Source organism: Pseudomonas sp. IPO3747, assembly GCF_013385245.1.
Classification (GTDB): Bacteria; Pseudomonadota; Gammaproteobacteria; order Pseudomonadales; family Pseudomonadaceae; genus Aquipseudomonas; species Aquipseudomonas edaphica.
In genome coordinates this window covers 1-26,066 of the sequence record NZ_JACAQL010000018.1, presented here as the reverse complement: position 1 = coordinate 26,066, position 26,066 = coordinate 1, and the positions used below count along the sequence as shown (strand labels likewise).

General features: G+C 60.3%; 16 protein-coding genes and 1 pseudogene. 6 read left to right on the top strand and 11 right to left on the bottom strand.

The genetic code is table 11. The features are described 5' to 3' along the window. Positions 1-2 precede the first annotated feature (2 nt). The 8 genes from HX790_RS20550 to HX790_RS20515 all read right to left on the bottom strand — a co-directional run bounded on the left by HX790_RS20550 (position 3) and on the right by HX790_RS20515 (position 14,265). A complete protein-coding gene (locus tag HX790_RS20550; protein ID WP_026013763.1) occupies positions 3-587 on the bottom strand; it encodes a fimbrial protein in 585 nt (194 codons plus the stop codon). Between the two features lie 21 nt (positions 588-608). Then, positions 609-1,367 (bottom strand): fimbria/pilus periplasmic chaperone, encoded by a 759-nt coding sequence (locus HX790_RS20545; RefSeq protein ID WP_099548932.1) that lies wholly within the window; start codon positions 1,365-1,367, stop codon positions 609-611. Further along, entirely contained in the window at positions 1,364-3,967 is a 2,604-nt protein-coding gene (locus HX790_RS20540) for an outer membrane usher protein (RefSeq protein ID WP_176992029.1), read from the bottom strand. The genes HX790_RS20545 and HX790_RS20540 overlap by 4 nt, the downstream gene beginning before the upstream one ends. A gap of 20 nt (positions 3,968-3,987) precedes the next feature. Further along, entirely contained in the window at positions 3,988-4,548 is a 561-nt protein-coding gene (locus HX790_RS20535) for a fimbrial protein (protein WP_017137809.1), read from the bottom strand. 52 nt (positions 4,549-4,600) lie between these two features. After that, the gene (locus tag HX790_RS20530; protein WP_017137810.1) at positions 4,601-5,122 is read right to left on the bottom strand and encodes a fimbrial protein; all 522 of its coding nucleotides are present in this window, start codon (positions 5,120-5,122) and stop codon (positions 4,601-4,603) included. Between the two features lie 494 nt (positions 5,123-5,616). Further along, on the bottom strand, positions 5,617-6,801 hold the full coding sequence (locus HX790_RS20525; protein WP_176992028.1) for a thiolase family protein: 1,185 nt from the start codon (positions 6,799-6,801) through the stop codon (positions 5,617-5,619). A gap of 1,002 nt (positions 6,802-7,803) precedes the next feature. Next, positions 7,804-9,318 carry a polyphosphate:AMP phosphotransferase gene (pap, locus tag HX790_RS20520; protein ID WP_017137812.1) on the bottom strand — a complete coding sequence of 505 codons (1,515 nt, stop codon included), beginning with the start codon at positions 9,316-9,318 and terminating at the stop codon, positions 7,804-7,806. A gap of 102 nt (positions 9,319-9,420) precedes the next feature. Beyond that, complete coding sequence (locus tag HX790_RS20515) at positions 9,421-14,265, bottom strand: NEL-type E3 ubiquitin ligase domain-containing protein (protein ID WP_176992027.1); 4,845 nt, start codon at positions 14,263-14,265, stop codon at positions 9,421-9,423. Positions 14,266-14,475: 210 nt separating this feature from the next. Here HX790_RS20515 and mnmC point away from each other — a divergent pair, with 210 nt between their 5' ends. From mnmC to HX790_RS20490, 5 genes are all read left to right on the top strand, one after another. Then, on the top strand, positions 14,476-16,464 hold the full coding sequence (mnmC, locus tag HX790_RS20510) for a bifunctional tRNA (5-methylaminomethyl-2-thiouridine)(34)-methyltransferase MnmD/FAD-dependent 5-carboxymethylaminomethyl-2-thiouridine(34) oxidoreductase MnmC (protein ID WP_176992026.1): 1,989 nt from the start codon (positions 14,476-14,478) through the stop codon (positions 16,462-16,464). Between the two features lie 164 nt (positions 16,465-16,628). Beyond that, complete coding sequence (locus tag HX790_RS20505; protein ID WP_169984785.1) at positions 16,629-18,401, top strand: N-acetylglutaminylglutamine amidotransferase; 1,773 nt, start codon at positions 16,629-16,631, stop codon at positions 18,399-18,401. A gap of 3 nt (positions 18,402-18,404) precedes the next feature. Beyond that, positions 18,405-20,150 (top strand): N-acetylglutaminylglutamine synthetase, encoded by a 1,746-nt coding sequence (ngg, locus tag HX790_RS20500; protein ID WP_176992025.1) that lies wholly within the window; start codon positions 18,405-18,407, stop codon positions 20,148-20,150. 136 nt (positions 20,151-20,286) lie between these two features. Further along, positions 20,287-21,471 (top strand): osmoprotectant NAGGN system M42 family peptidase, encoded by a 1,185-nt coding sequence (locus tag HX790_RS20495; protein ID WP_017137817.1) that lies wholly within the window; start codon positions 20,287-20,289, stop codon positions 21,469-21,471. Between the two features lie 90 nt (positions 21,472-21,561). Then, positions 21,562-21,789, top strand: coding sequence for a YheU family protein (locus HX790_RS20490; RefSeq protein ID WP_003192759.1), 228 nt, complete (start codon positions 21,562-21,564; stop codon positions 21,787-21,789). 7 nt (positions 21,790-21,796) lie between these two features. Here the strand turns inward: HX790_RS20490 and csrA are convergent, their stop codons facing one another. Together csrA and HX790_RS20480 are read right to left on the bottom strand one after the other, a co-directional pair. Further along, complete coding sequence (gene csrA, locus HX790_RS20485; RefSeq protein WP_176992024.1) at positions 21,797-21,994, bottom strand: carbon storage regulator CsrA; 198 nt, start codon at positions 21,992-21,994, stop codon at positions 21,797-21,799. Positions 21,995-22,243: 249 nt separating this feature from the next. After that, positions 22,244-23,059 carry an SDR family oxidoreductase gene (locus HX790_RS20480; RefSeq protein ID WP_017137819.1) on the bottom strand — a complete coding sequence of 272 codons (816 nt, stop codon included), beginning with the start codon at positions 23,057-23,059 and terminating at the stop codon, positions 22,244-22,246. Between the two features lie 329 nt (positions 23,060-23,388). Here HX790_RS20480 and HX790_RS20475 point away from each other — a divergent pair, with 329 nt between their 5' ends. Continuing rightward, on the top strand, positions 23,389-23,541 hold the full coding sequence (locus HX790_RS20475) for a DUF3309 family protein (RefSeq protein WP_015885095.1): 153 nt from the start codon (positions 23,389-23,391) through the stop codon (positions 23,539-23,541). Between the two features lie 56 nt (positions 23,542-23,597). On the opposite strand, the pseudogene HX790_RS20470 reads toward HX790_RS20475, so the two are convergent. Then, positions 23,598-25,685 (bottom strand): annotated as a pseudogene (locus HX790_RS20470) (LTA synthase family protein). Positions 25,686-26,066: the final 381 nt, after the last annotated feature.

The window sequence follows — 26,066 nt, the reverse complement described above, 5'->3', positions numbered from 1 at the left end:
CCTTACTCATAGTTGAGCCTGAATTCCACCACGGCCCTGAAAGCCCCACTGCTCAACGGCGCCGAGGTGCGCGTAGGCCGAACATTCCAGGTCTGGGTATTGCGGCCCACGGGCAGAATCAACGGTTCGCCCTTTGAGCCCAGCTGTACATCCCGACCAAGGGGATCGGTCAATTGCAGGCCCATCCCGGTGATGCCCTGGACTTTGACCAACCGTGGATCATCGGCGTCGGCCGGCGCGACAAACGCCACCGACAACACAGGTTGGTAAGCACTCCATGTCAGGTTGCCCGTGCGTTCGTTGCGCACGCGACCGGCGGTGCGCATACAGTCGGTAAAACGCAGTTGAAAAGCCTTGGCGGGCGCCTGATCACCAGGCCGTTGCAAATGGCTGGTCGACACCGCGTCCAGGTCCACCGTCTGGTGCAATGAGGTCATATCCAGACTGCAAGGCGACTCATTCATGGCCCCGAGGACATTCAACATTCCGCTCATCCCTTCGATATCTTCGTCATCGTCGGCGGCGTGCGCGCCCATCGCCAAGACCCATAACAGGCAGCCCAAGACCTTCACACTTTGCGACTTCATGATGTTCTCCAGCAGCATTACTCATTTCGGCGCTGAGGCCTGCGCGTTGACCTGGCACGTATTGCCATTGCAGGTGAACGCCAGGAGTGGACGGCCGCCGTAATCATTCACATAGGCCAGATAAGGTGACGTACCCAGTGCCTTGGCACTGGGGCCCAGGGTCAGCGCGTCCTTGGGGGGAACCATCACCGGCGCAAAGCCCGGCACGGTTTTGCCGTCTTTGCTGGCACGTGCATCCACCAGGGTCACGTAGTACGGCGTCGGGTTATGGACCCGGTAGTGGTCGCCTTCGCGGGTCAGGGTCAGTTTCTGCTGCCAGGGGTTGGACAGGTCTTGCTGGCTCGGCGCAATCGCATCCGGGCGGTAGAACAACTTGATGCGGGTTTGCAGGGCAATTTGCAGGGTGTTGGATTTATCACTGCGCGGCGGGATTTCTCGCAAGTTGAAGTAATAGACCGTCTCGCGGTCCTGCGGCAACGACTTGGCGGCCGGCAGCGCCTGGACTTTCACCTGGCTTTGTTTGCCGGGTTCCAGGCGCTGCACCGGCGGCAGCACGATCAAGGGTGAGTTGATTTTTTTACCGGTTTCATCCTCGATCCAACCCTGGGCCAGGTACGGCAGCTGAGTATTGTTGTTGGTGATGTTCACGCTGGTGGCATCTTTGCCGCCATCGAAAATCACCCGGGTACGATCCAGGCCAACCGCGGCGCTGGCGCCCTGGCTCAAGCCTAGGGCCAGCAGCGCGAACGCTGGGAAGGTGAGGCGCATATCAAGCTTCATGAGGCTGTGTTCTCCGTGTCGGTAAGCTCCCCGGTCAGCGTGGCTGGCTCGGGCAGGGATGGGGCAGCGGCAACTCTCTGGCAGCGCAGCTGCAGGGCGTGCGTCAAGCCATCGACGGGCAGAACGGTGGGGAGCGTGAGGATGCATTGCTCGTTGCCGCCCCAACTGACGACCATCTGCTCGCCGGCCTGCAGGCCGCTGAGGTAGACATTGCCGCCGTCATTCACAATGCCGGTGTCCTGTTGCTTGAGGTTCTTCACCGTGGCGCCAAAGGGCGGCGAGCTGCCATCCGGCAGGCGCAGAATCGCCATGGCTTTTTCACCGGCAATCACGCTCAGCGAGCGATAACCAATCGCCCCTTCGGTGAGCGTCAACTGCGTGACCGATTGAGTGGCTTCGACCGTGCTCGGCAAGCGCTCCAGGTCCACGCTGGCTGCCGTACGCTGATAGCTGCTGATATCGGAAATAACCGCTTTGCCGAAGGCATTGCTACGGGTCGGCGAGCCGTAACCGCGCACCGGCACGTCGGGTACACCGCCGGTGTCGAGCATCAGGCGCGTGCCGCCGGTACTGGTGGTACGGTGCAAGGCCGCGCCATATTGCGTGACCGTGCCACCGCCACGCGCCGACACACCCAGGCTGCTGTAGCCGCCCTCTTGCGTGCTGGCGCTGACGTCGATATCGGCCTGGTCGCCCATATGGCTCAAGTAACCGCTGGCGGACGAATCGCTGGCACTGAGCTGATAGCTGTTGCGCTCATCGAGACGATCGCTGTAGCGCGTCGCAAAGTTGTTCCTGCCGGCGGTGCGGCTGGCGTCCATCGACAATGTGCCGGTGCGCCCCAGCGGCAGGCTGACCGTGACGGCCATGCCGTTGTCTTTGTAGTTGTATTCCTGGGTGCGGTACATGTTCAGGGACAGGCTCATGTTCTTGACCGTGCCCACGTTGAAGTAGCGCGACAGCGACAGGTTCCAGCGCTGGGTGTCGGGCCTATCCCAGTAGGTTTGCTTGTTGTAGCTGGCGTATACGGTGGCGCCCAGGTCACGAAACTGCTTGTTGACCGTGACCGTATACAGCGCCTTGCTGCCACCAATCGGCTTCCAGCCCTCACTCGGGTCACGGTAATCACCACGCCCGCCGAGTTCACCGTTCAGCCCGTAATACCGGGCATCCAGGTATTCACTCATGCTCAAGAAGTTTTTCTCGGAGAACCGGTAACCGGCGAAGGTCACCTGGCTGTCGTACTGCTCAAAGTTCTTGGAGTATTGAAGGCGGTAGGATTTGCCCGAGAGCGTCTCGTTCCACACCTCGGCGTGAGACTGCGTCACATCCAGCGAGACCGCGCCGAACGCCAGCAAGTCGCGCCCCGCCCCCACGGACAATGCCCGATAGTTGTTATCGGTCATGCCGCCGCCAAATAACGACCAGCCATTGCTGATGCCCCAGGAAAACTCCCCGGTGCCGAAAAAGTCGCCGTCACCGCCATGCTGAAGGTTGGACGGGCGCCCGGATGCCAGCTTGTAACGCACTTGCCCCGGGCGGGTAAGGTAAGGAACCCCGGCCGTATCCATCTGGAAGCTGTGGACCGAGCCGTCCTGTTCTTCCACCCGCACATCGAGCTTGCCCGTCACTGCATCCTGCAAGTCTTGAATACGAAAAGGCCCCGCCGCTACCAGGGTTTCGTAAAGCACGCGGCCCTGTTGGCTGATGATGACTTTGGCATTGGTCTTGGCCACCCCGACCACTTCCGGCGCATAGCCACGCAGGTTGGGCGGTAACTGGCTTTCATCCGAGTTGAGCGCGGCACCGGTAAAGCGGAAACTGTCGAACAGGTCCGAATACAGGTAGTTCTCGCCCACCACCAAACGTGCCTTCAGCGCAGGAATGGCGCGGTACGCGTAGTAGCGACTCCACTCCAGCTTTTGCGGCCCGGCCGCTTCCTGCCGGCCACGCTCGACGCGCCCCTGCCAATCGGCCCGCAACCGCCAGGCGCCGGCATTGGCGCCAACGGTGCCGTTGCCACTGAGGTTATTGCGGTTACCATCGCCGCGCTGGTAGTTGGACTGCGCCGTCAGACTGTAGTCAACCAACAACCCCGGCACCCCTTCGTCCCACCGCGAGGGCGGGTCCCAGTTGATGGCACTGTATTCGAGGTAGGCCTGGGGCAGATTGATGCTCAGCGTGGACGTGGCCAGGTCGCCACTGACCTCGGTGCCCGGCAAGCTTTGAACATCAAGGCATTCGCCGCCCTTCCACCAGGCAAGCTTGTCGGCATCCGCCGCTTTTAGACCCAACTGTTCCACCAGGCTGCGAGATAAACACGCCTGACTGCCTTTGGGATCATTATCGGGGTGATAGAACGCCACCGATTGTTCGGCAATTGGCTGGCCGTTGATGTGCACGACCATCGAGTACGTGCCGGGCAAAATAAACCCGCTGCGCGCAAATTGAGACAAGTCAATGTTGGTGCGATCAATCAAGTCAAGAACGTCGGTATTAAACTCGATATCGCCGGCACCCAATGCAGTTCCCGCCAGAGACATCAGCCCGCCAAACAGACTCGGGCGCAGCGTGTTTTTGATCTTCGCTGTATTCAACATGAAAGCCTGTCCATCAATGTTCAAAAGTATTCCAACTTGAACCGCACTGCGGCACTGTGGGCGCCCACTACCAGTGGCAGTCCATTGCCAACCAGATAAAACCTGTAGTTAAGTGTCATATCGCCCTCCGACAGTGGCGTAGGCGACATTCGCTGCCCGGGAATACTCTCTTCGCCGGCCGCGTCCACAATGTGCAGGGCAACCCCCTGGGAGCCACCGAACACAGCAAAGGAAAGCCCAGCCCGGTCGGTCGGCCCATCAAACGTCACCCGCATGTGCTCCCAGTCAGGCAGGGTTGCCCCTGGGCGCGACGGGTCCGGACGTGTCAGTGAGCAGTTGACCAAACGCAACTGAAACGGGTGATCTTCTCCCCGCGTGTTGCGCAACAGCCGGCCAACTGGCTCCGACGGCATTTCGATGGTTTGATCGATACTGCTCAGCTCCAGCCCGCAGGCTGAGTCCACGACTTCTCCGCCCAACAGAACGACGCCTTCACCCTGCGAAGCGTCCTGGGCCAGAGCGTAAGGGCAGATCAACGTCGTCAATGAAGAGGCGATAGCCAAACGTAGGAATGTTTTCACCTGGATCTCCCGTCAGCGTCCCCCCGCCACACGTGGTGGCGGGGGGAAAAACTTACTGATAAGCCAAGGTAAAGTTGGTCACTGCGCTGAAATCGCCAGGAATGATCGGGTCCGTGGCGGCACCTTGCACATAAGCGCCGAACTCCAGGGTGTTGTTGCCGGTGGAGATGGCTTGCGGAGTGGTAGGAACACCCAGCTCAACAGGTGCGCCACCGTGGGTCATCATGATGCCCACGCCGCCAGCGCCGCCGACCGTACCGATCGCACCTGGAACCACGCTCGACGGTGCGCCGGTGAAGGTCGTGGTCACGGTGTTATCGGTCAGGCCGGACAGGTCGCAGCCTTCCAGTTCAATCAGCACGCGGCGCGCTTCAGACTTGCCGCCCGATTCCAGTTGGTGTTTGGCAATCGCCCCCAGGCGAACGGTCTGATCCACAGAGTCAGGCTTGATGGAGCAAGCACCCGAATGCACCGACCCCAGAAACGTGACGGTCCCATCCGCTGCCTGCGCAACAGAGATCGAGCCGGCCAACAGACCGATAGACAACAGCGCAGCTTTCATTTTGGTATTCATCTACAGATTCCCACTTATTAACAAGTGTCATTAAAGAAGCCCGGCCACAGGTCGGTGCAGGGCTGATTAAACGAGCGGTTATAACCCGTGCTGTTAAGCCGATGATTCCTGAGTTTTTTTCCAACTTGTTGTATTGCAATCCAGGAATCAGCTCAACGCCGGGCAATTCTCCACTTCACACTTGAGCAAGTAAGCCGTCTGTTTCCGCAAACCAAGTAGCCGCAGTACGCCAAAGCGCGCAGGAAAAACATGGCTATTTGCCAAAACTTTAAAACTGGCTGAAGGAAAAGGACTACATGCAGATTAATGAGAACAATTCAAATCAGACCGTCTCTGTAAGATGGGGATTACGCGCATTAAAAAATAACCGTGTTTACGGACTTTGAGCAACTAATCAAACAAGCAGAGAAGTACCTGATTATTACCAAACAGCGAATGCGCAAAGGGGGAGCACGCTCCCCCTTTTGTATGGATAGGTGTGAGCTGTCGATTGACTAACGCACCGCCTCAAACAATCCGGTAGCGCCCATGCCACCGCCCACGCACATGGTGACGATGCCGTAGCGCAGGTTACGTCGCTGCAACTCACGCATCAGGTGCCCGACCTGCCGCGACCCGGTCATGCCGAACGGGTGGCCAATGGAGATCGAGCCACCGTTGACGTTGTATTTGCCATTGTCGATTTCCAGGCGATTGCGAGCATAGAGGCACTGCGAGGCAAACGCTTCGTTAAGCTCCCACAGGTCGATATCCGCCACCTGCAAACCCTTGGCCTTGAGCAATTTGGGTACCGAGAACACCGGTCCGATGCCCATCTCGTCCGGCTCGCAACCGGCCACGGTAAAGCCACGGAAAAACGCCTTGGGTTTGAGTCCCAATTGCAGGGCTTTTTCCAGGCTCATCACCAAAGTCATCGAAGCGCCATCGGACAACTGCGAAGAGTTGCCCGCCGTCACCGAACCGTCTTCGGCAAACACCGGCTTGAGGCCATTGAGGCTGGCCAGTGTGGTGTCCGGGCGGTTGCAGTCGTCACGGTCGACCACGCCATCGAGCACCTGCACCTCGCCGGTGTTTTTGTCTTCGACCTTGTACTTGACGGCCATCGGCACGATTTCATCGTTGAACAAGCCGTCGGCCTGGGCCTGGGCGGTACGTTGCTGGCTTTGCAGGGCGTACAGGTCCTGTTCTTCGCGGCTGACGTTATAGCGGCGCGCGACGATCTCGGCAGTCTGGCCCATGGGGAAGTAGATGCCCGGCACCTGCTCTTTGAGCAGCGGGTTGATCAGGTTATCGGTGTTGACACTTTTCATGGTCAGGCTGATGGACTCGACGCCACCGGCAACGATGATATCGCTGCAACCCGAGGCAATCTGGTTGGCCGCAATCGCAATCGCCTGCAAGCCCGAGGAACAGAACCGGTTGAGGGTCATGCCCGCCGTCCCGGTGCCCAGTTGCGAGAGCACCGCCACGTTGCGCCCGATGTTGTAGCCCTGGGCACCTTCGTTGGAGCCGGCGCCGACGATGCAATCCTCGACCGTCGCCGGGTCGACGCCATTACGCGCCAGCAGCGCGTTGACGCAATGGGCCGCCATGTCATCCGGGCGTGTCTGGTTGAACTTGCCACGAAAGGACTTGGCCAGGCCGGTTCGCACGCTGTCGACGATCACTACTTCACGCATGGGCTACCTCGATCTTGTGGTTGGGAGATGGACCGAGCATAGAGGCCGGCCTGCCCAACCGCGACGATCATTCACCTGGCATATACAAAAGCATGACCGCCTGAACGAGGCTTCTGTGGCGAGCAGGCTTGCCCTGCGCTGGGCTGGGCTGCGAAGCGGCCCCAAAACCTGTCAATGAGGTCTACCAGAAAGAACGCGCTGCCTGGGTCGGGGGCTGCTGCGCAGCCCAACGCAGGGCAAGCCTGCTCGCCACAGAAGCCTCTGTTCACCACAGGATTTGAAGGCGACGCAAACTGTGGCGAGCGAGCTTGCTCGCGCTGGGCTGCGCAGCGGCCCCAAAACCTGCCAAATGAGGTCTGCCTGAGAGAACGCGCTGCCTGGGTCGGGGGCTGCTGCGCAGCCCAACGCAGGGCAAGCCTGCTCGCCACAGAAGCCTCTGTTCACCACAGGACTTGGAGGCGACGCAAACTGTGGCGAGCGAGCTTGCTCGCGCTGGGCTGCGAAGCGGCCCCAAAACCTGCCAATGAGGTCTACCAGAAAGAACGCGCTGCCTGGGTCGGGGGCTGCTGCGCAGCCCAACACAGGGCAAGCCTGCTCGCCACAGAAGCCTCTGTTCACCACAGGTCTTGAAGGCGACGCAAACTGTGGCGAGCGAGCGAGCTTGCTCGCGCTGGGCTGCGCAGCGGCCCCAAAACCTGCCAATGAGGTCTGCCTGAGAGAACGCGCTGCCTGGGTAGGGGCTGCTGCGCAGCCCAACGCAGGGCAAGCCTGCTCGCCACAGAAGCCTCTGTTCACCACAGGTCTTGGAGGCGACGCAGACTGTGGCGAGCGAGCTTGCTCGCGCTGGGCTGCGCAGCGGCCCCAAAACCTGCCAATGAGGTCTACCAGAAAGAACGCGCTGCCTGGGTCGGGGGCTGCTGCGCAGCCCAACGCAGGGCAAGCCTGCTCGCCACAGAAGCGTCGCTCACCACGGGAGCCTCACCACAGGAAGTGCCGCCAGCTTTATTTCTTTTTCTTCTTATCGTGCTTGTCGGTCTTGTCGAACGCTTCTTCCAGCGCGCGGTTGATGGTGCGCAGCACCTTGACCCGCGCCCAGCGTTTGTCGTTGGCTTCCACCAGGGTCCAGGGCGACACTTCGGTGCTGGTGCGATCGACCATGTCACCCACCGCCGCCCGGTAGTCATCCCACTTGTCGCGGTTGCGCCAGTCGTCTTCGGTGATTTTGAAGCGTTTGAAGGGAATTTCCTCACGGGCCTGGAAGCGCTCCAACTGTGTATCTTTGTCGATCGCCAGCCAGAACTTGACCACGATCACGCCCGCATCGCGCAGTTGCTCCTCGAAGTCATTGATCTCGCCATAGGCACGCATCCAGTCCGTCGGGGTGCAGAAGCCTTCGATGCGTTCCACCAATACGCGGCCGTACCACGAGCGGTCGAACACGGTGAACATGCCGCGAGCCGGAATCTTCTGCCAAAAGCGCCATAGATACGGCTGGGCGCGCTCGTCTTCACTCGGCGCGGCAATCGGCACGATATGGTACTGGCGCGGGTCCAGCGCTGCCGCCACGCGGCGGATCGCGCCGCCCTTGCCCGCCGCATCGTTGCCTTCAAACACGGTGATCAATGCGTGCTTGCGCATGCGCTTGTCGCGCATCAAGCCAGAGAAGCGCGCCTGCTCGGTAATCAGTTGCTCTTCGTAATCATCTTTTTCCAGGCGCTGGGTCAAATCGAGGCTGTCGAGCAGGCCCTTCTTGTCCACGGAGGCAATCAAAGGCGCCGGGTTCATGCCGCTGGCCTTGCCCTTGGGCAGCTTCAAGGCGTTTTGCAGGCTTTCGAGCAGGATCTTGCCCACCGTGAGGCTGCGGTAATTCGCATCCACGCCTTCGATCACATGCCACGGCGCGTAGTCACGGCTGGTACGGCGCAGGATGCGCTCGCCGAAATGCACAAACTTGTCGTAGGTTTCGGACTGCTGCCAGTCCAGCGGGCTGATGCGCCAGCTGTGCAGCGGGTCGTCGGCCAGCGCCTTGAGGCGTGCCTTCATCTGTTTCTTGGACAGGTGGAACCAGAACTTAAAGATCAGCGCGCCTTCATCACAGAGCATCTTTTCCAGGCGCTCGGCACCGGCGATGGCCTGGTCCAGGCGCGCGTCCTTGATCTGGCCATGCACGCGGCTTTGCAGCATCTGGCTGTACCAGTTGCCGAAAAAGATGCCCATGCGCCCCTTGGCCGGCAGTTGACGCCAATAGCGCCACGCCGGTGGGCGCGCCAGTTCTTCGTCAGTCTGCTGGTCAAAGGTGCGCACTTCGATCAGCCGTGGGTCCATCCATTCATTGAGCAGCTTGACGGTTTCGCCCTTGCCCGCGCCCTCGATGCCATTGATCAGGATGATCACCGGGAAGCGCTTCTGCTGTTGCAGTTCGTACTGTACTTCCAGCAAGGCTTCACGCAGGGCCGGCACTTCGGCGTCATACGTGTCTTTATCGATGGCGTGACCGATTTCGGCGGATTCGAACATGGGCAGCTCCATTTCAAGATGGCTCAAGACTAGCGGATTGGGCACCACGCCACTCAAAGAATTCCAAAACAGTTGCCATGGATCAATCGCCGTCCCCTATGGCTAGTTCCCTGGCAGATGGCAAATGCCAAGGTCATGCTGCCTCAACATCTGCTGTGTGAGCCGCTCTACCACTTCGGTAATGGCCTGCCGGCGAGGCGAACGCAGGGCCTCCATTTGCTCAAGGTACTGCGCGTCGGTGAGATTCTGGCTGTTCTCAAAAAGTGCTTGCTGCTGCGTATCAAAGGGCTCTGTCGCCGACTCGAACGCACCGGAAAATTGCTGCTTGAGGTGGGTTTTCCAGAACGCCAGCTGTGAAATAAAACGCAAGAACGTGGGGGACAGCTCTGCCGTGCGCACTTGGGAGTGCGCCACCTCCAGACTGTCGCTGGTCACATTGGCAAACTCTCCATATTGAATGTGCTTGGGCTGCCCCGGTAGCTGCAGGGTTTTGGCCAACCCTACCCGGAATGCCAGGCTGACTTCCAGCGGGTCCACGGACGCGTTTTCGACAGCGTAGGTGGCCGCAATTTTCTCCAGCTCGCTGAGGCGAAACAACCCTCGGCCCAAGTTCAACAGTGCCCCGGAATTGCCTTTTACACGACCGGCCTGCTGCGTTGCCTTCTCGACCTCCTTGAGCACCTCCATCTGACTGAAAATCTGCGCGGCGTCGTCTGCGCAGTTCGCCGGATGAGCCGCCAGTTGAAAGACCTGCTCGCGCAGATCGGTACTGTCGTGGGTCGACTGCAACACGTCCCAGACCCGCCGGGTCAAGTCCTCGTGCACATGACGATTGTCGGCAGTACCGGACAGCTCAGCCAGCAAGTGGAACAACGGCGTCGAGTCCGGGTCATCCCGCAGGTTGGCCCACACGGTAGATTTGTGGGCCTCTCGGGCGGCCACCTCGTCCGGCAACCACAATGCCCTGGCCTTCAGTTCGGTCATGCGTGGCTGATCGTCCTCTACAAACCCCATGCCAATTCCCACTTCGTCACGGTAACGCGTAAGCGCGGTTATCGTGGTACTGGAGAGCGGGTTGCCGCCCAGGTCAATCGACTGGCTGAAACTGCGTGACACCGTAAACAACCACTCAGGCAACACGGTGATCACGTTATCGCGCAGGTCCACTTGCTCCAGGTGAGCCAGGCGCCCAAGCCCTGCGGGTAAGTCGACGATTTTGGTGTCCTGCAACAACAGGGTGTGCAGGTCACGCATCCGGCTGACATCCACCAACTTGTCCAGCGGGTTGTGGCTCAGATCCAGCAGGCGCAACGTATTCAGGTCTGCCAGTTTCAGTCGGGTGTATTCGGTGAGCACAAGACGGTTGCGGGGCATCGACAAACTTTCCAGGTCGAGCATTCGCGAAAATACCTCCGGCAAGCGGGTCAGTCGGTTACGCCCCAGTTTCAAATGCTGCACGCCTTTAAAGCACTTCAGGAAATAGGCGACGTCATCGCCCAGTCGCATGTTCCTGAGTGACAACTGCCGAACATGGTCGAAACGTATGTCGGCTGGCAGCGTCGGCAGTGAGCCAACGCGCATCCCATCCAGGTTCAAACTGGCAACGGACGTCTGATGCTCATCCAGAGCAAAGCTTTGACGCCGCCAACACGCTTCAATGCGCTCAGCCACCTGCTGGCGGCTAGTACGAACGTCACTCAGGCCCGGCTGTGTCTCCATGCCCTGGATATCGGTTTTCCAATGCTTGAGCAGCGCGCGCAAATGGCCGAGTTCTGCCTTCAAACGTTTGACCGCCTTGGCCCGGGCCAGATGGTCAGCGCCCAACGTCATCAATAGCGAAGACACTTGAGCCTCACTGAACAATGGGTACAAACGCTTTACCTTACGCACCAGTGCGGCTGGATGAACCAACGGCCCCGTCGGCAAATCGGCCATTTCACAGCTCACCCCCTGCGACGCCGGTTCGCTGACCTGGCTGGAAAAAGCCTCGACAGCCAGTTCCCGATCGCCTTTCGCTTGCGAGGCACTCATGTATCGCAAACGCCAAATGTTACTGGCGTCCTTCAGCGGCAATCCCAATGCCACTCGCTGGCCATCCATCAGCGTTGCATCGATCGCCTCGAACAGGCCGTCCGGCCCGGCATAAGGTCCGCCGAGACTGCGGCCGTTGTCGTTGAACGCTTCAAACCCTGCGTTCGACCTGACTACTACTCGCCGCACACCAGCGTCTTTGAACGCGCCCAAGGCCAACAAGTCGCCTTGAGGCGAGTCCTGGCGCAACTCAAGCCGCAGCTCTGCCCCCCACCCCGCCAAGCGCGGCATTGTCCGAACAGCGATGAGGGCAGTATCCAGGCTGGCCAACTCTGGCTGCTCAAACCCCATCAAGGCGCGGTCCAGGCGTTGTGCCTCAAGAGCACGTTGCACTGACTCGGCCAACGCCATGGGAACCCGTTGATTATCGCGCAGGGACTCACGCTGCACGGTGGTCGTTTCGGCCATCAATTCGCGCATCAGCGTGCAGGGCAATTGCGGGTAGGTGCGCCTGAGCAACGCCCATTCCGGCGGTACGGGCCCATCATAGGTCTGATACAACTGCTCAAACAGCGGCTTGCGATCAGCCTTCAGATGCGCGAGCAACTGACGCGCCAGCACGGTGTGGGCCTGATCGGCGTCTACGCCCTCTCCCAACAAGCCGGTCTTTTGTGCGTCATCCAGCCCGGACAACAGCACTTCAAACACTTTCCCCTCACTGAGCATCGGCTCGGTGATCGTCAAACGCAGGCCTGCATCGTAAGGTTCGCTGGCAGGGTAACGCGCCATGACACTGCGCTTTGCATCCAGCAGCTCAAAATAGCGCCCGGCGGGCCACCCCGGTAACAGGGGCAAGGCATGCATCTGCAAGGTCGAGTTTTCAATGTTGGGGGAAGCACCGCTTTCCAACTGCCAGTTCAAATCGCGAATGGACTGATCGAGCCTGAAACGTTCGTACAGATCGCGAAAGCGTGCGGGAAACGGCAGACACTCCTGGGCCTGATAGACGCCCCAATCATCGGGCAAATCCATAATGGCCTTGATCTGTAGAAGTTTGCGAGGAGGGAGCGAAGAGCCGGGACCTGTCGGTTTCAACCGCGAAAAAAGATACTCCGGGTTCTCCCACTCGTCGGGCTTCTCGAACGCAAAACGCCAGCTACCTTCACCGTTATGCAGCAATTTCGGGCGATAAGCCGTCTGCCGCACCGGGTGGCTGGCCCGCCATTGATCCAGTCTCGCGTCGAACGCGATCCGGTGGATACAGTCATTGACCTTGACGTACGAATGCCCCTCCACCGTGTAGATTCCCGACGCGTCGGCAACCTGCTCGTCGCCAAGGCGCTGATCATGGACGTATTGCGTGATATCCGGACGCCACAGCCGCTGGTTGCCCACAGCGGGGTTTATCACCTCGAATTTACGGAAAAAACCATTCAGATTAAGGCCGGTACGCTGCATGGCCGAACCGACAACCTTGCTCCCTGCCGCGAACAACACCATCGACGTGATGTTTTGCGCGATCACTGCCAACTGCTGGAACGCCTCATTCTTATCACCACGGCGCCAGTCTTCAATGCCCTCATAGAGTTCCCCGAGCATCTGGCCTACCGCCACGGCTGTCATCAATAACCCCAGCTCCGGGACGACAAACCCTGCGAGGTTGAGCACCGTCAAACCGGCGTCCAGATACGTCTGCAAGCGCTGCTCACGGACGTCCTCATCGACCTCGGCCACCGGCACCGCCAGGGCCCGTGCATCGGCTTGCAGCTTTGCGGCGTAAGTGTCGAAAAAGTGCCGCGCCAGGCTGGCCGTAATGGGGTTGGCGTCCAGCGCCCCCAGGCTCTGGGCTTGATCGAAACGGGTGAAGAACCCAACCCGGTCCCCCTGGCTCAGGTAACGCGTAAAGAAGGCACGGTACGCGGCCAGTGCAAGCTTGCGCTTGAGGTAGACCTGAAAGTCGTCAAGCGAGGCATACTCAAAGAATGGCCGTTCCGGTTCATTGGGCATGTACACCACGCAAGGCGCTTGCGGGTATTGCGCAATCGAGCGAGCGGAAAACACCAGAATGCTCCACAGGCATCCGCCCTGGGTATTGAGCCCTTGCCAAATGACCGGGCGCCCGTCGTACAGCACCCCTTCGGCCTGGGCCTGGGACGGCGTCAATTGGCGGTCCAGCAATGTGCACAACATCGCGTAGGTGCCTTGGGTAATGTCCCCTCGCATCAAGGCAATATGGGCGTCGACTTTTACGTCCAGGATTTTCATCCGGCCGATATCGGTCGCTACATTATTGAGGTAAGGCTTATCACCTGCCGGGTCGCTGTCAAGTTCAAGCACGTCACTGATGTGCTGCTGATACAAGCGGCCAAGATCCAGGGCGCGACACCCCTGCGCAAACTCGAGGGGTGTAATGCCAATGACTTCACGATCAGCAGACCCCGACTGCAACAGCGACCCGACGGGAAAGTGCTGCGCCCGGGCTTCATCCTCTGAGAAATTCTGCATCGCCACATGCAGCAGGCTGTCCTGCACCAACCTCACCGTCTTCACATACTTCAACGGCAAGACCTCTTTCTCGTATTCGTTTACCGCACGAATAAATAGATCTTTTTTGGGGTCCACAACCCGTTGCCATCGCGTAGAGCAGTATTGCTTGAGCCGCTCACTGCAAAACTCATCCAGCGCCTGCAATGGCTTCAATCGCTCGGCGACGGCTGCCTGGGCATCTGCAACCTGCAGGGCATCTTTAGTCAATGCATCCAGCACGCCGGGCGGCGCGTTGACCATCCAGCCAGGCAGTTGCTTTTGCAGCACCTGAGCTTTGTCCAGATCGCCCGTCATTTCCAGCAAGGCCGCTTGCAGCTGGCTCTGGGTCAATTGGCTCAGTTTATTGTTCAAATCATCCTGGGTGCGCATCAGCAATATCCTTTATTGCCTATCAATCAAGGAATGACGATACCGCAGCAATCTGCCCAGGATTAGCGCTGATTGTTGATGGCTTGGAGGCTGCGCACAGCAGTTTTTTCCATGCAAAATCTATTGGGTTACCACCCGCAATCAGCCCTCTGCCCCGTGATCGGCTAGAATGGCCGCCTTGCCTTTGTCTGCTTTTTTTATGAGTCGCCCATGAACCCCATCACCCACGCCCAGCTCGATTGGGATGACCAAGGTCGACCGCACTCGCGGGTCTTCGATGATGTGTACTTCTCCGACAAGTCGGGCCTTGAAGAAACCCGCTATGTGTTCCTTGAGCAGAACCGCTTGCAGGCGCGCTTTGCGGCCCTGCCGGTGGGTGGGCGACTGGTCATTGGCGAGACCGGCTTCGGCACGGGTTTGAATTTTCTCTGCGCATGGCAACTGTTTGAACAGCACGCCGTGGCCGGTGCGCGACTGCACTTCGTCAGTGTGGAAAAGTACCCTCTGAGCCACACCGACCTGCAACGCGCCCTGGCCCTCTGGCCGGAACTCAGTGCCTTCGCCGAGCAACTGTTGGCTCAGTACATTGCGATCCATCAAGGCTTCCAGCGCCTGGTGCTGGATAACGGCCGGGTGACCCTGACGCTGTTGATCGGCGACGCCCTGGAGCAATTGCCGCAACTGGACGCGCAAATCGACGCGTGGTTTCTCGACGGTTTTGCCCCGGCCAAGAACCCCGACATGTGGACCGCTGAGTTGTTCGCCGAACTGGCGCGCCTGGCGGCACCGGGTTCGACCATCAGCACCTTCACCAGCACCGGCTGGGTACGCCGGTTGATCAATGCCGCCGGGTTCAAGATGAAACGCACACCGGGCATCGGCCATAAATGGGAAATACTGCGCGGTGAGTTCCTCGGCTGGCCCGAAGATACGCCACCGCCGGCCACACCCAAACCCTGGTTTGCGCGCCCGGCAGGCATCGAAGGCGAACGCCACGCCATGGTCATCGGCGGCGGCCTGGCCGGTTGCGCCACCGCCGCCAGCCTGGCCGCTCGCGGTTGGCGCGTGAGCTTGCTGGAACGTCACGCCGCCCTGGCCCAGGAAGCCTCGGGCAACCCGCAGGGCGTGCTGTACCTCAAGCTGTCGGCCCATGGCACAGCATTGTCGCAGCTGATACTCAGCGGTTTCGGCCACACCCGGCGCCTGCTGGAGCACTTGCAGCGCGGCGTTGACTGGGACGGTTGCGGTGTCCTGCAACTGGCGTTTGACGCCAAGGAAGCCCAACGCCAGGCGCAACTGGCCGAGGCCTTCGCACCGGATCTGTTGCACCTGCTGGGCCGCGATCAGGCTCAACTACAGGCCGGCATACAATTGGCCCAGGGCGGGCTGTTTTTCCCCGAAGGTGGCTGGGTGCATCCACCGGCGCTGTGCCAATGGCAAGCCACGCATCCGCTTATCAAGGTGCTTACCCATCACGAGGCGCTGGAGCTGCACCGCGTCGACGAGCAGTGGCAAGCCCGTGACGGCGATGACGTACTGGCAAGCGCCAACGTGGTAGTGCTGGCCGGTGCAGCCGAAATCAAGCGATTCCCGCATAGTGCGGGCTTGCCGCTCAAGCGCATTCGCGGGCAGATCACACGTTTGGCGCAAACTCCGGCGAGTGCGGCATTGGCCACCGTGGTGTGCGCCGAAGGTTATGTGGCACCCGCGCGCCTTGGCGAACACACCTTGGGCGCCAGTTTTGATTTCAACAATGAAGACCTCACCCCCACCCTCGCCGAGCACACGGGCAACCTTGCGATGCTGCGGGAGATTTCCGAAGACCTGCTGCTGCGTCTTGGCGCTGACTCACTAAACGCCGAACACTTGCAAGGCCGCGCCGCCTTTCGTTGCACCAGCCCTGACTACCTGCCAATCGTCGGCCCCTTGGCCGAAAGCGCTGCGTTCCAACAGGCTTATGCCGTACTGGGCAAAGACGCCCGGCAAGTCCCGGATACGCCCTGCCCGTGGTTGCCGGGCCTGTATATCAACAGCGGCCACGGCTCACGCGGGCTGATCACCGCGCCCCTGTGCGGCGAACTGCTGGCCGCCTGGTTGAGCGACGAACCGCTGCCGGTGCCGGCCAGCGTGGCCGAAGCCTGCCACCCGAACCGGTTTGCCTTGCGCGCGCTGGTTCGAGGAAAACCGGCGACACGCTGATCACCGTGAGGGAAGAAACGACGCCGTCGCGAGCATCGCGGCTATTTGCCTTATAACTTATCGGTCTAAAACTCCACGCATAGCACTGGGTCAGTTTCTGGGTACGCGCCCTGTCGGGCGTATCGAGTATTGCCCTCCCCAACGGAAAAACCGGTAAGGAATTTATGTGTGGACTAGCTGGCGAGTTACGCTTTGATCATCAACCTGCCGACCTGGCAGCCGTAGAGAGAATCACCCATCACCTTGCCCCGCGAGGCCCGGACGCCTGGGGTTTCCATGCCCAAGGGCCGATTGCCCTGGGCCACCGCCGCCTGAAGATCATGGACCTGTCGGACGGCTCCGCCCAACCGATGGTCGACGCCCAGCTGGGGCTGTCCCTGGCGTTCAATGGTGCAATCTATAATTTCCCGGAATTGCGTGAAGAGCTGGAAGCCCTGGGCTACGCCTTCTATTCCGGCGGTGACACCGAAGTGCTGCTCAAGGGCTATCACGCCTGGGGCGAAGCCTTGCTGCCCAAGCTCAATGGCATGTTTGCCTTTGCCATCTGGGAGCGTGACGCGCAGCGCCTGTTTATCGCCCGTGACCGTCTGGGTGTGAAGCCGTTGTACCTGTCGCGCACCGGCCAGCGCCTGCGTTTTGCCTCAGCGCTGCCGGCCCTGCTTAAGGGCGGCGATATCAACCCGATCCTGGATCCGGTCGCACTCAACCACTACCTCAATTTCCACGCCGTGGTGCCTGCACCGCGCACCTTGCTGGCAGGCATCGAAAAGCTGCCGCCGGCAAGCTGGATGCGCATCGATGCCAACGGCACCACCGAACAGAAAACCTGGTGGACCCTGCCTTACGGCCCGCACGAGGATGAAAAAAACCTCAGCCTCGAAGACTGGACCGACCGCGTGCTCGACAGCACCCGCGAAGCCGTGGCGATCCGCCAACGTGCGGCCGTGGATGTCGGCGTGCTGCTCTCGGGCGGTGTCGATTCGAGCATGCTGGTGGGCCTGCTGCGGGAAGTCGGCGTGCAGGATTTGTCGACCTTCTCCATCGGTTTTGAAGACGCCGGTGGCGAACGTGGCGACGAGTTCCAGTATTCGGATTTGATCGCTAAACACTACGGCACCCGTCACCACCAGTTGCGCATCGCCGAAAGCGAAATCATCGAGCAACTGCCGGCAGCGTTCCGTGCCATGAGCGAGCCGATGGTCAGCCATGACTGCATCGCCTTCTACCTGTTGTCGCGGGAAGTGGCCAAACATTGCAAAGTGGTGCAAAGCGGCCAGGGCGCGGATGAACTGTTCGCCGGTTACCACTGGTACCCGCAGGTGGACGGCGCCAACGACCCGTATGCCGCCTACCGAGACGCATTTTTCGACCGCAGCTACGACGACTATGCCGCCACCGTCGCGCCAAAATGGCTGACCGCCAATGACGCCGCCGGTGACTTTGTGCGCGAGCATTTTGCCATGCCCGGCGCGGACGCCGCCGTGGACAAGGCCTTGCGCTTGGACAGCACCGTGATGCTGGTGGACGACCCGGTCAAACGCGTCGACAACATGACCATGGCCTGGGGCCTGGAGGCGCGCACGCCGTTCCTGGACTACCGCCTGGTAGAACTGTCAGCCCGTGTGCCAGGCAAATTCAAATTGCCCGATGGCGGCAAGCAGGTGCTCAAAGAAGCCGCGCGCCGAGTCATCCCCAGCGAAGTCATCGACCGCAAGAAAGGCTACTTCCCGGTGCCGGGCCTCAAGCATTTGCAGGGCGATACCTTGAACTGGGTGCGCGATTTGCTGATGGACCCAAGCCAGGATCGCGGCCTGTTCAACCCGGCCATGCTTGACCGCCTGCTGACCGACCCGCAAGGCCAACTGACGCCGCTGCGCGGCTCCAAACTATGGCAACTGGCGGCGCTGAACCTGTGGCTCAGCGAACAAGGAATCTGATCGATGAAACCTCTTGCAGCGGCTTACAGCCAACGCTTGCTCAAGGGCCAGGCGCCGACCTACGAGCGCCTGCAGGCGCGCCTGGCTGAAGACGGCAGCCCACTGGGCGCCGAGCCGATTGCCGTGCATTGCGGCTGGGGCCGGTTATTGATCGGGCATACCTTTCCGGACCCGGCCAGCCTGGCCCAGGAACTGCTCAATGAACAGGCGGGCGAGCGCGACATCGCGCTGTACGTGGCAGCGCCCCAGCAAATCCTCGGGATTGACCCGCAGCAGTTGTTCCTCGACCCCTCCGACACCTTGCGCCTGTGGTTCAGCGATTACCGCCCCGCTACGCGGGTATTTCGCGGCTTTCGCATTCGCCGCGTGCAAACCGATGCCGATTGGCAGGCGGTCAACCAGCTGTATCAAGGCCGCGGCATGCTGCCCGTCGATGCCGAGCGCCTGACACCACGCCATCAAGGCGGCCCGGTGTATTGGCTGGCCGAGGATGAAGACAGCGGCGCGGTGATCGGCAGCGTGATGGGCCTGAACCATCAAAAAGCCTTCCACGACCCGGAAAACGGTTGCAGCCTGTGGTGCCTGGCGGTCGACCCGCAATGCACGCGCCCCGGAGTGGGCGAGGTGCTGGTGCGCCACCTGGTAGAGCACTTTATGAGCCGTGGCCTGAGCTATCTCGACCTGTCGGTGCTGCACGATAACCGTCAGGCCAAAAGCCTCTACGCCAAGCTCGGTTTTCGCGCACTGACCACCTTTGCGATCAAGCGCAAGAACGGCATCAACCAGCCGCTGTTTCTCGGCCCCGGCCCGCAGGCAGGCTTTAACCCGTATGCGCGCATCATTGTCGAAGAAGCCCATCGACGTGGCATTGATGTGCAAGTGGATGACGCCGACGCCGGCCTGTTCACCCTCAGCCACGGCGGGCGCCGTGTGCGTTGCCGCGAGTCGTTGAGCGACCTGACCAGCGCCATCAGCATGACCCTGTGCCAGGACAAGAGCCTGACCCACAAGACGCTCAGCGCAGCGGGGTTGAAACTGCCGTCGCAACAATTGGCCGGCAGTGCCGACGACAACCTGGAGTTTCTCGACGAGCATCAGCGCATCGTGGTCAAGCCGCTCGATGGCGAACAAGGCCAAGGCGTGGCAGTGGATCTGCAGACCATCGAGGAGGTGCAAAAAGCCATCGAGACGGCGCGTCAATTCGACAGCCGTGTGCTGCTCGAAAGTTTCCACGAAGGCCTCGACCTGCGCATCCTGGTGATCGGCTTTGAGGTAGTTGCCGCTGCAATTCGGCGCCCGGCCGAGGTTACCGGTGATGGTCAGCACTCTATCGGTGCTTTGATCGAAGCCCAGAGCCGTCGCCGCCAGGCGGCCACCGATGGTGAGAGCAAAATCCCGCTGGACGCCGAAACCCAACGCACGTTGCACGCCGCCGGTTACGACTACAGCAGCATCTTGCCCCGTGGCCAAACCCTGGCGGTGCGCCGTACCGCCAACCTGCATACCGGCGGTTGCCTGGAAGACGTCACCGCGATCCTGCACCCGACATTGGTAGACGCCGCCGTGCGCGCCGCCCGTGCATTGGACATTCCCATGGTCGGCCTGGACCTGATGGTGCCCGCCGCCGACCAGCCCGAGTATGTGTTTATCGAAGCCAACGAACGCGCCGGGCTGGCTAATCACGAACCGCAACCGACAGCGGAGAAGTTTGTGGATTTGTTGTTTCCGCACAGTCAGCCGACCGCCTGACCACTGATCGTTCCCACGCTCTGCGTGGGAATGCAGCCGGTGACGCTCCGCGTCACAAGAGCGGACGCAGAGCGTCCAGTGAGGCATTCCTTTGCTGCGCGTGGGAACGATCGCCCTCAACTCATCAGGAGTTTCCATGACCCGAACCATCCCCGAACCGGATCTCAACTACCTGCAGAAAGTGCTGCTGGAAATGCTTGCCATCCCCAGCCCCACGGGGTTCACCGACACCATCGTGCGCTACGTCGCCGAGCGCCTGGAAGAGCTGGGCATTCCCTTTGAAATGACCCGGCGCGGCACCATCCGCGCCACGCTAAAGGGCCAGAAAAACAGCCCCGACCGCGCTGTTTCCGCGCACTTGGACACCATCGGCGCCGCCGTGCGTGCGATCAAAGACAACGGCCGCTTGACGCTCGCACCGGTGGGCTGCTGGTCGAGCCGTTTTGCCGAAGGCAGCCGTGTCAGCCTGTTTACCGACAACGGCGTGATCCGTGGCAGCGTGCTGCCGTTGATGGCCTCCGGGCACGCGTTCAACACCGCCGTAGATGAAATGCCGGTGAGCTGGGACCACGTGGAATTGCGCCTGGACGCCTACTGCGCCACCCGCGCCGATTGCGACTCGTTAGGCATCAGCATCGGTGACTACGTGGCGTTCGACCCACTGCCGGAATTCACCGAGAGCGGGCATATCAGCGCCCGCCACCTGGACGATAAAGCCGGTGTGGCCGCCCTGCTTGCCGCACTCAAGGCGATTGTCGACAGCGGCGAACCGTTGCTGATCGACTGCCACCCGCTGTTCACCATCACCGAAGAAACCGGCAGTGGCGCCGCCGCCGCCCTGCCCTGGGACGTCAGTGAATTTGTCGGTATCGACATCGCCCCGGTCGCGCCCGGCCAGCACTCCAGCGAACACGCGGTGAGTGTGGCGATGCAGGATTCCGGCGGGCCGTATGACTATCACCTGTCCCGTCACTTGCTGCGCCTGGCATCGGAGAATGAACTGCCGGTGCGCCGCGACCTGTTTCGCTATTACTTCAGCGACGCCCACTCGGCAGTCACCGCCGGCCACGATATTCGCACCGCGCTGCTGGCGTTTGGCTGCGATGCGACCCATGGCTATGAGCGCACACACATTGACAGCCTGGCCGCACTCAGCCGCCTGTTGGGCGCGTACATCCTCAGCCCGCCGGTATTTGCCAGCGACGCACAGCCGGCCCAGGGTTCGCTGGACAGGTTCAGTCATCAGATCGAGCACGAAACGCAAATGGAGAGCGACACCCGCGTGCCGTCGGTGGACAGCCTGGTCGGACAGAAGTCCTGACACTGGCAACTACTGGTAACTGATGGTAACTGCTGGTAACAAGGGCCCCCGGCGCAGTAGCATCGCCGGGTTCCTACCTCCGAGGCTTGTATGCTGATTCCCTACGACGCACTTGAAGTCGACACCCTGACCCGCCTCATCGAAGACTTCGTCACCCGCGACGGTACCGACAATGGCGACGACACGCCCCTGGAAACCCGCGTACTGCGCGTGCGCCAAGCGCTGACCAAGGGCCAGGCCCTGATCGTGTTCGACCCGGAGAGCGAGCAATGCCAGTTGATGCTCAAGCACGACGTGCCCAAGCATCTGTTTGACTGAGCAGGGTTCAGCGGTTGGGTTCGGCATGGGTTTCTGTGGCCTGGCGTTCGAGGATCTTGCGATACACCTCGGCCCGATGGACATTCACACCCACCGGGGCCTCGATGCCGAATTTCACTTGGGTACCGTTGAGTTCGAGGATGTGCAGGGCGATGTCATCGCCGATGGAGATGACTTCGCCCACAGCGCGGCTTAAGACCAGCATGGCGGTTGTCCTTTTGGAGTGACAGGACCTTGACCATGCGCGATTGGATTTGACGCAGCAATGGCTTGCAGTAAAATCAGGAAAGGCCTACGTAGCCCGGTAATTTTGCTGACAGACAAGCCCCAGTTTCTGATCGTTCCCACGCTCCGCGTGGTAACGCATCCGGTGACGCTCCGCGTCACGCCTTCAAAAGCGGGACGCGGAGCGTCCGGGGCGGCATTCCCACGCGGAGCGTGGGAACGATCATCATCAGCCCTTGGTTGCCTGGGCCTTGGCGCGCATCTTGTCGGCCATCAGCGTCATCTCGTCATACAGCAACTGCGGGTTCTTTTGCTTCAACGCCCACGCCATGCGCCCCTGCTCGTGGGGCAAAATCATGAACTCCCCTTCTGCCACCCGCTGATAAATGTAATCGGCAATATCCGCCGCCGAAATCGGTGAACTCTCCAGCAACTTGCCGACCTGCGCCTTCATCGCAGGCGTTGGCCCACGGAATGAATCCAGCAGGTTGGTCTGGAAAAACGACGGGCATACCACATGCACACCGACTTCCTGCTGCTTGAGTTCCACCAGCAAACTCTCCGACAACGCCACCACACCGGCCTTGGCCACGTTGTAGTTGCTCATTGCCGGCCCCTGCATCAGCGCAGCCATGGACGCGATGTTGATAATCCGTCCTTTGCTCTTTTCCAGCAGCGGCAGGAACGCCTTGCAGCCCTTGACCACGCCCATCAAGTTGATCGCAATCTGCCAGTCCCAATCTTCCAGGGACAATTCGGCAAAAAAACCACCCGAGGCCACGCCAGCGTTATTGACGATCACATCAATGCCGCCCAGCTTCACTTCGCAAGCCTGGGCAAAGGCGGTGAGCTGGCTGTAGTCACGCACGTCGCAGCGCTGGATAAAGCCATCGCCACCGGCCTCGCGCACCAGCTTCAGGGTTTCCTGCAAGCCTGGCTCGCTGACGTCCGACAAGGCCAACTGCCAACCCTCGCGTGCCCAGCGCAGCGCGATTTCGCGACCCAGGCCGGATCCGGCGCCAGTGATCATCATGCGATTTTGCATAGGTAAGTAGCCTTGTAGTTCACGGAAGAAGTGATCGGCAGTGTAGCGAAGGTTTTTCCTGCACCCACGCACCATCCAATTGATGAATGCCTCAGGCAAACCGCCAGCCAGGTAGCAGCCCGGCTTATAGCGTAAGTTCAATCTTTTTCAACTAAGTGCCCATTATTGCGAACGCATTAAAAGAAATAAGCCAGTGTGCGAAATGCTTTAAGAAACTATGGAATTTTCTCCACAACGGCACAGTCGGAGTTGTTAAGGCGTCCGTAAATAAACCCACGGGCCTGTCGTTAAACAACCGGTCTTTTCAGAAGGCCTACAAGGAAAAAAACATGAGCCTGATTCTGATCATAATTCTGATCCTGCTGCTGGTCGGCGGCCTGCCGGTGTTCCCGCACTCTCGTAACTGGGGCTATGGGCCGTCGGGTATTCTGGGTGTGGTACTGGTGGTACTGTTGGTGCTGTTGCTACTCGGCCGGATATAAAATCCGGACAAAAAAAAGAGGCCTTCTAGAAGGCCTCTTTTTTTATGCCCGGATTATTAGTCCGGCTTGCCGTCGATCACACCGGCGGTGTTATCCAACAGGCTCTTGGTGGCCGTCTGCAGGAACGACTCAAGTTTCTGTTTCAGCGCGGCTTCGTCCGGCGATTCAGGAATCACCTTACCGGTCGGGTTAGCGCCCAGTTCGTATTCCCACAGTTTCGGTGGCATCTCTTTAGGCAGTACCAGGATGCGGTCAGCAGTGACCAGGGCGACGGTCTGGTCGCTGCCCGACGGTTTGATCACGCCAAAGCCCTTGTCGCCTTCCGGCAGGTTCAACAAGTCGCGGCCTCAGCACTGGTGCAAGGTGTCGCCACCCAGGCGGCCCATGATGGTCGGCACGATGTCGATCTGGGTACCCACGGTGTGGTCACGCTCGCCGAACTTCTCCTGCATGCCCGGTGCAATCATCAGCATCGGTACGTTGAAGCGGCCCAGGTCCATCTCGGTGATCTGCTGTTCATTACCAAAACCGTGGTCACCCACGATCACGAACAGGGTTTCCTTGAAGTACGGCTCTTTACGCGCCTTTTCAAAGAACTGGCCCAAGGCCCAGTCGGAGTAACGCATGGCCGTCAAATGCTCGTTGAGGCTGCCACGGTCGGTGACTTTCTCGACCGGCAAGGGCGTCGGCAACGCATACGGCGTGTGGTTGGACAGGGTTTGCAGCAGGGCGTAGAACGGCTTGCCGCCTTCGCGGGCCTTCAATTCTTCCAGGCCACGGTTGAACATGTCCTGGTCGGACACGCCCCACGTCGGGTCGGAGAACACCGGGTTAACGAAGTCGTTGCGCCCGATGAAGTTGGTCATGCCCTGGTTGCTGAAGAAGCCCGACTGGTTGTCCCAGGCGAAATCGCCGTTGTAGACATACACGTCGTCAAACTTGCGCGCGCTGAGCAACTGCGGCAGGCCCGACAGCTTGTGGCTGCCTTCCGGGGTCTGCATCAGGTATTCGAAACCCGGCAGGTTCGGGAAGCACGCCATGGTGGCGAACATACCCTGATGGGTGTGGGTGCCGTTGGAGAAGAAACGGTCGAACAACAGGCCTTCCTTGGACAGTTTGTCGAAGTACGGCGTGATGTTGCCTGGGCGGCCCAGTGCGCCGACCGAGTGACCGGCGAAGCTTTCCATCAGGATCACCACGACGTTCTTGATCGGCAGGGTTTTCTCGGCCGGTGGCGTGTAGTCACGGCGCACGGCGGCGGTGTCGGTATCCACCAGTTTCTCTTGCGGCAACACCAGCATGTCACGCACGGTCTGGGTAGCCTGCGGCTGGTCCAGCGTGGCTTTCCAGATATTCGAGCGCTCTTCGGAGAAGCGCGACTTGGCTGCGGCGATCAACGACAGGGTGCCGTTCAAGCCCAACTGGTTGGCGAAGTTCGAGTCGGTGGTGTAGACATCACCCCAGCGCAGCGGCGGGCCTTGGCGCAGGGTGCCACGAATGGCGACCACGGCGATCAGCAGGCACACCACGAACACCGCAATGCGGCTGTACCACGGAGCAACCTGGCGAGTGCCGACGGTGCCGCCGCTGAACGGACCACGTGGGCGTGTCGCACGGTCGGCGCCCTTGAAGGCGATGCTCAGGATCAGCGTGCCTACGGCCCAGGCCAGCAGGTAGCGCACCACCGGGAAACCGTACCAGAGCATGCTCATCACGGTTTTCGGGTCTTCCTTCACGTATTGGAAGACCAGGCCGTTGAGGCGCTGGTGAAACTCGCGGTAGAAGTCCATCTCCATCAGGCCCAGGAACAGGGCAATGCTGGACGCGATGGTCAGCCAAAAACGGAAGAACCCGCGCGCCGCCATGGCCCGTACGCTGAACAAGGCCAGCAGCAGCGGAACCAGTGCGTACATCACAAAGCGGATGTCGAAGCGCGTGCCGTTGACGAAGGCCTCGAGGAAGGTCGAGGCGGGCGTGTCGAGGATCATCTCGCGGTTGTAGACCAGCAGCGCCAGGCGCAGCAGGGAGAACATCACCATCATGACCAGCGCGCAAAGCAGCGTGTATGCCAGATGGGATTTGACGGTCGGTTGCAGCAAGCGATTAGAAGCTCGCTGCTGACTCAGGGCGTCCGGGTTTGCCATGTCGTTCTAGGACCCATTGGAAGTTTAAGTTTCGAAATTATGCAGTGGCGTCCGTCCCTCGCCCAGGCTGGCTGGGGTAGGCGGTTAACGCGGTGGCGCAAATGGTGCCCGATCAATGGCATCAACGCTATTAATTACTGAACGTGCGCCGTGGCCCGGCCTTTAATGGCACGTGAGTTAGAGCCTTGGGAGAGCCGTAAAACCGCCGAATTGTCTTGGAAAAGATGTGAAAATTGTGTGCAGCGAATAGTTTCGACACACAAAATCCTGAGTACGTTGGAAACCACTGTGGGAGCGGGCTTGCCCGCGATTGCAGTGTGTCAGTCAAAACATCTGATACTGATACACCGCTATCGCGGGCAAGCCCGCTTGTGTCTTGAT

What these genes read in the sequence shown, in the direction of transcription:
- HX790_RS20550 (WP_026013763.1), bottom strand. Translation starts at nt 587, where the DNA reads ATGAAGTCGCAAAGTGTGAAGGTCTTGGGCTGCCTGTTATGGGTCTTG.
- HX790_RS20545 (WP_099548932.1), bottom strand. Translation starts at nt 1,367, where the DNA reads ATGAAGCTTGATATGCGCCTCACCTTCCCAGCGTTCGCGCTGCTGGCC.
- HX790_RS20540 (WP_176992029.1), bottom strand. Translation starts at nt 3,967, where the DNA reads ATGTTGAATACAGCGAAGATCAAAAACACGCTGCGCCCGAGTCTGTTT.
- HX790_RS20530 (WP_017137810.1), bottom strand. Translation starts at nt 5,122, where the DNA reads ATGAATACCAAAATGAAAGCTGCGCTGTTGTCTATCGGTCTGTTGGCC.
- HX790_RS20525 (WP_176992028.1), bottom strand. Translation starts at nt 6,801, where the DNA reads ATGCGTGAAGTAGTGATCGTCGACAGCGTGCGAACCGGCCTGGCCAAG.
- pap (WP_017137812.1), bottom strand. Translation starts at nt 9,318, where the DNA reads ATGTTCGAATCCGCCGAAATCGGTCACGCCATCGATAAAGACACGTAT.
- HX790_RS20515 (WP_176992027.1), bottom strand. Translation starts at nt 14,265, where the DNA reads ATGCGCACCCAGGATGATTTGAACAATAAACTGAGCCAATTGACCCAG.
- mnmC (WP_176992026.1), top strand. Translation starts at nt 14,476, where the DNA reads ATGAACCCCATCACCCACGCCCAGCTCGATTGGGATGACCAAGGTCGA.
- HX790_RS20505 (WP_169984785.1), top strand. Translation starts at nt 16,629, where the DNA reads ATGTGTGGACTAGCTGGCGAGTTACGCTTTGATCATCAACCTGCCGAC.
- ngg (WP_176992025.1), top strand. Translation starts at nt 18,405, where the DNA reads ATGAAACCTCTTGCAGCGGCTTACAGCCAACGCTTGCTCAAGGGCCAG.
- HX790_RS20495 (WP_017137817.1), top strand. Translation starts at nt 20,287, where the DNA reads ATGACCCGAACCATCCCCGAACCGGATCTCAACTACCTGCAGAAAGTG.
- HX790_RS20490 (WP_003192759.1), top strand. Translation starts at nt 21,562, where the DNA reads ATGCTGATTCCCTACGACGCACTTGAAGTCGACACCCTGACCCGCCTC.
- csrA (WP_176992024.1), bottom strand. Translation starts at nt 21,994, where the DNA reads ATGCTGGTCTTAAGCCGCGCTGTGGGCGAAGTCATCTCCATCGGCGAT.
- HX790_RS20480 (WP_017137819.1), bottom strand. Translation starts at nt 23,059, where the DNA reads ATGCAAAATCGCATGATGATCACTGGCGCCGGATCCGGCCTGGGTCGC.
- HX790_RS20475 (WP_015885095.1), top strand. Translation starts at nt 23,389, where the DNA reads ATGAGCCTGATTCTGATCATAATTCTGATCCTGCTGCTGGTCGGCGGC.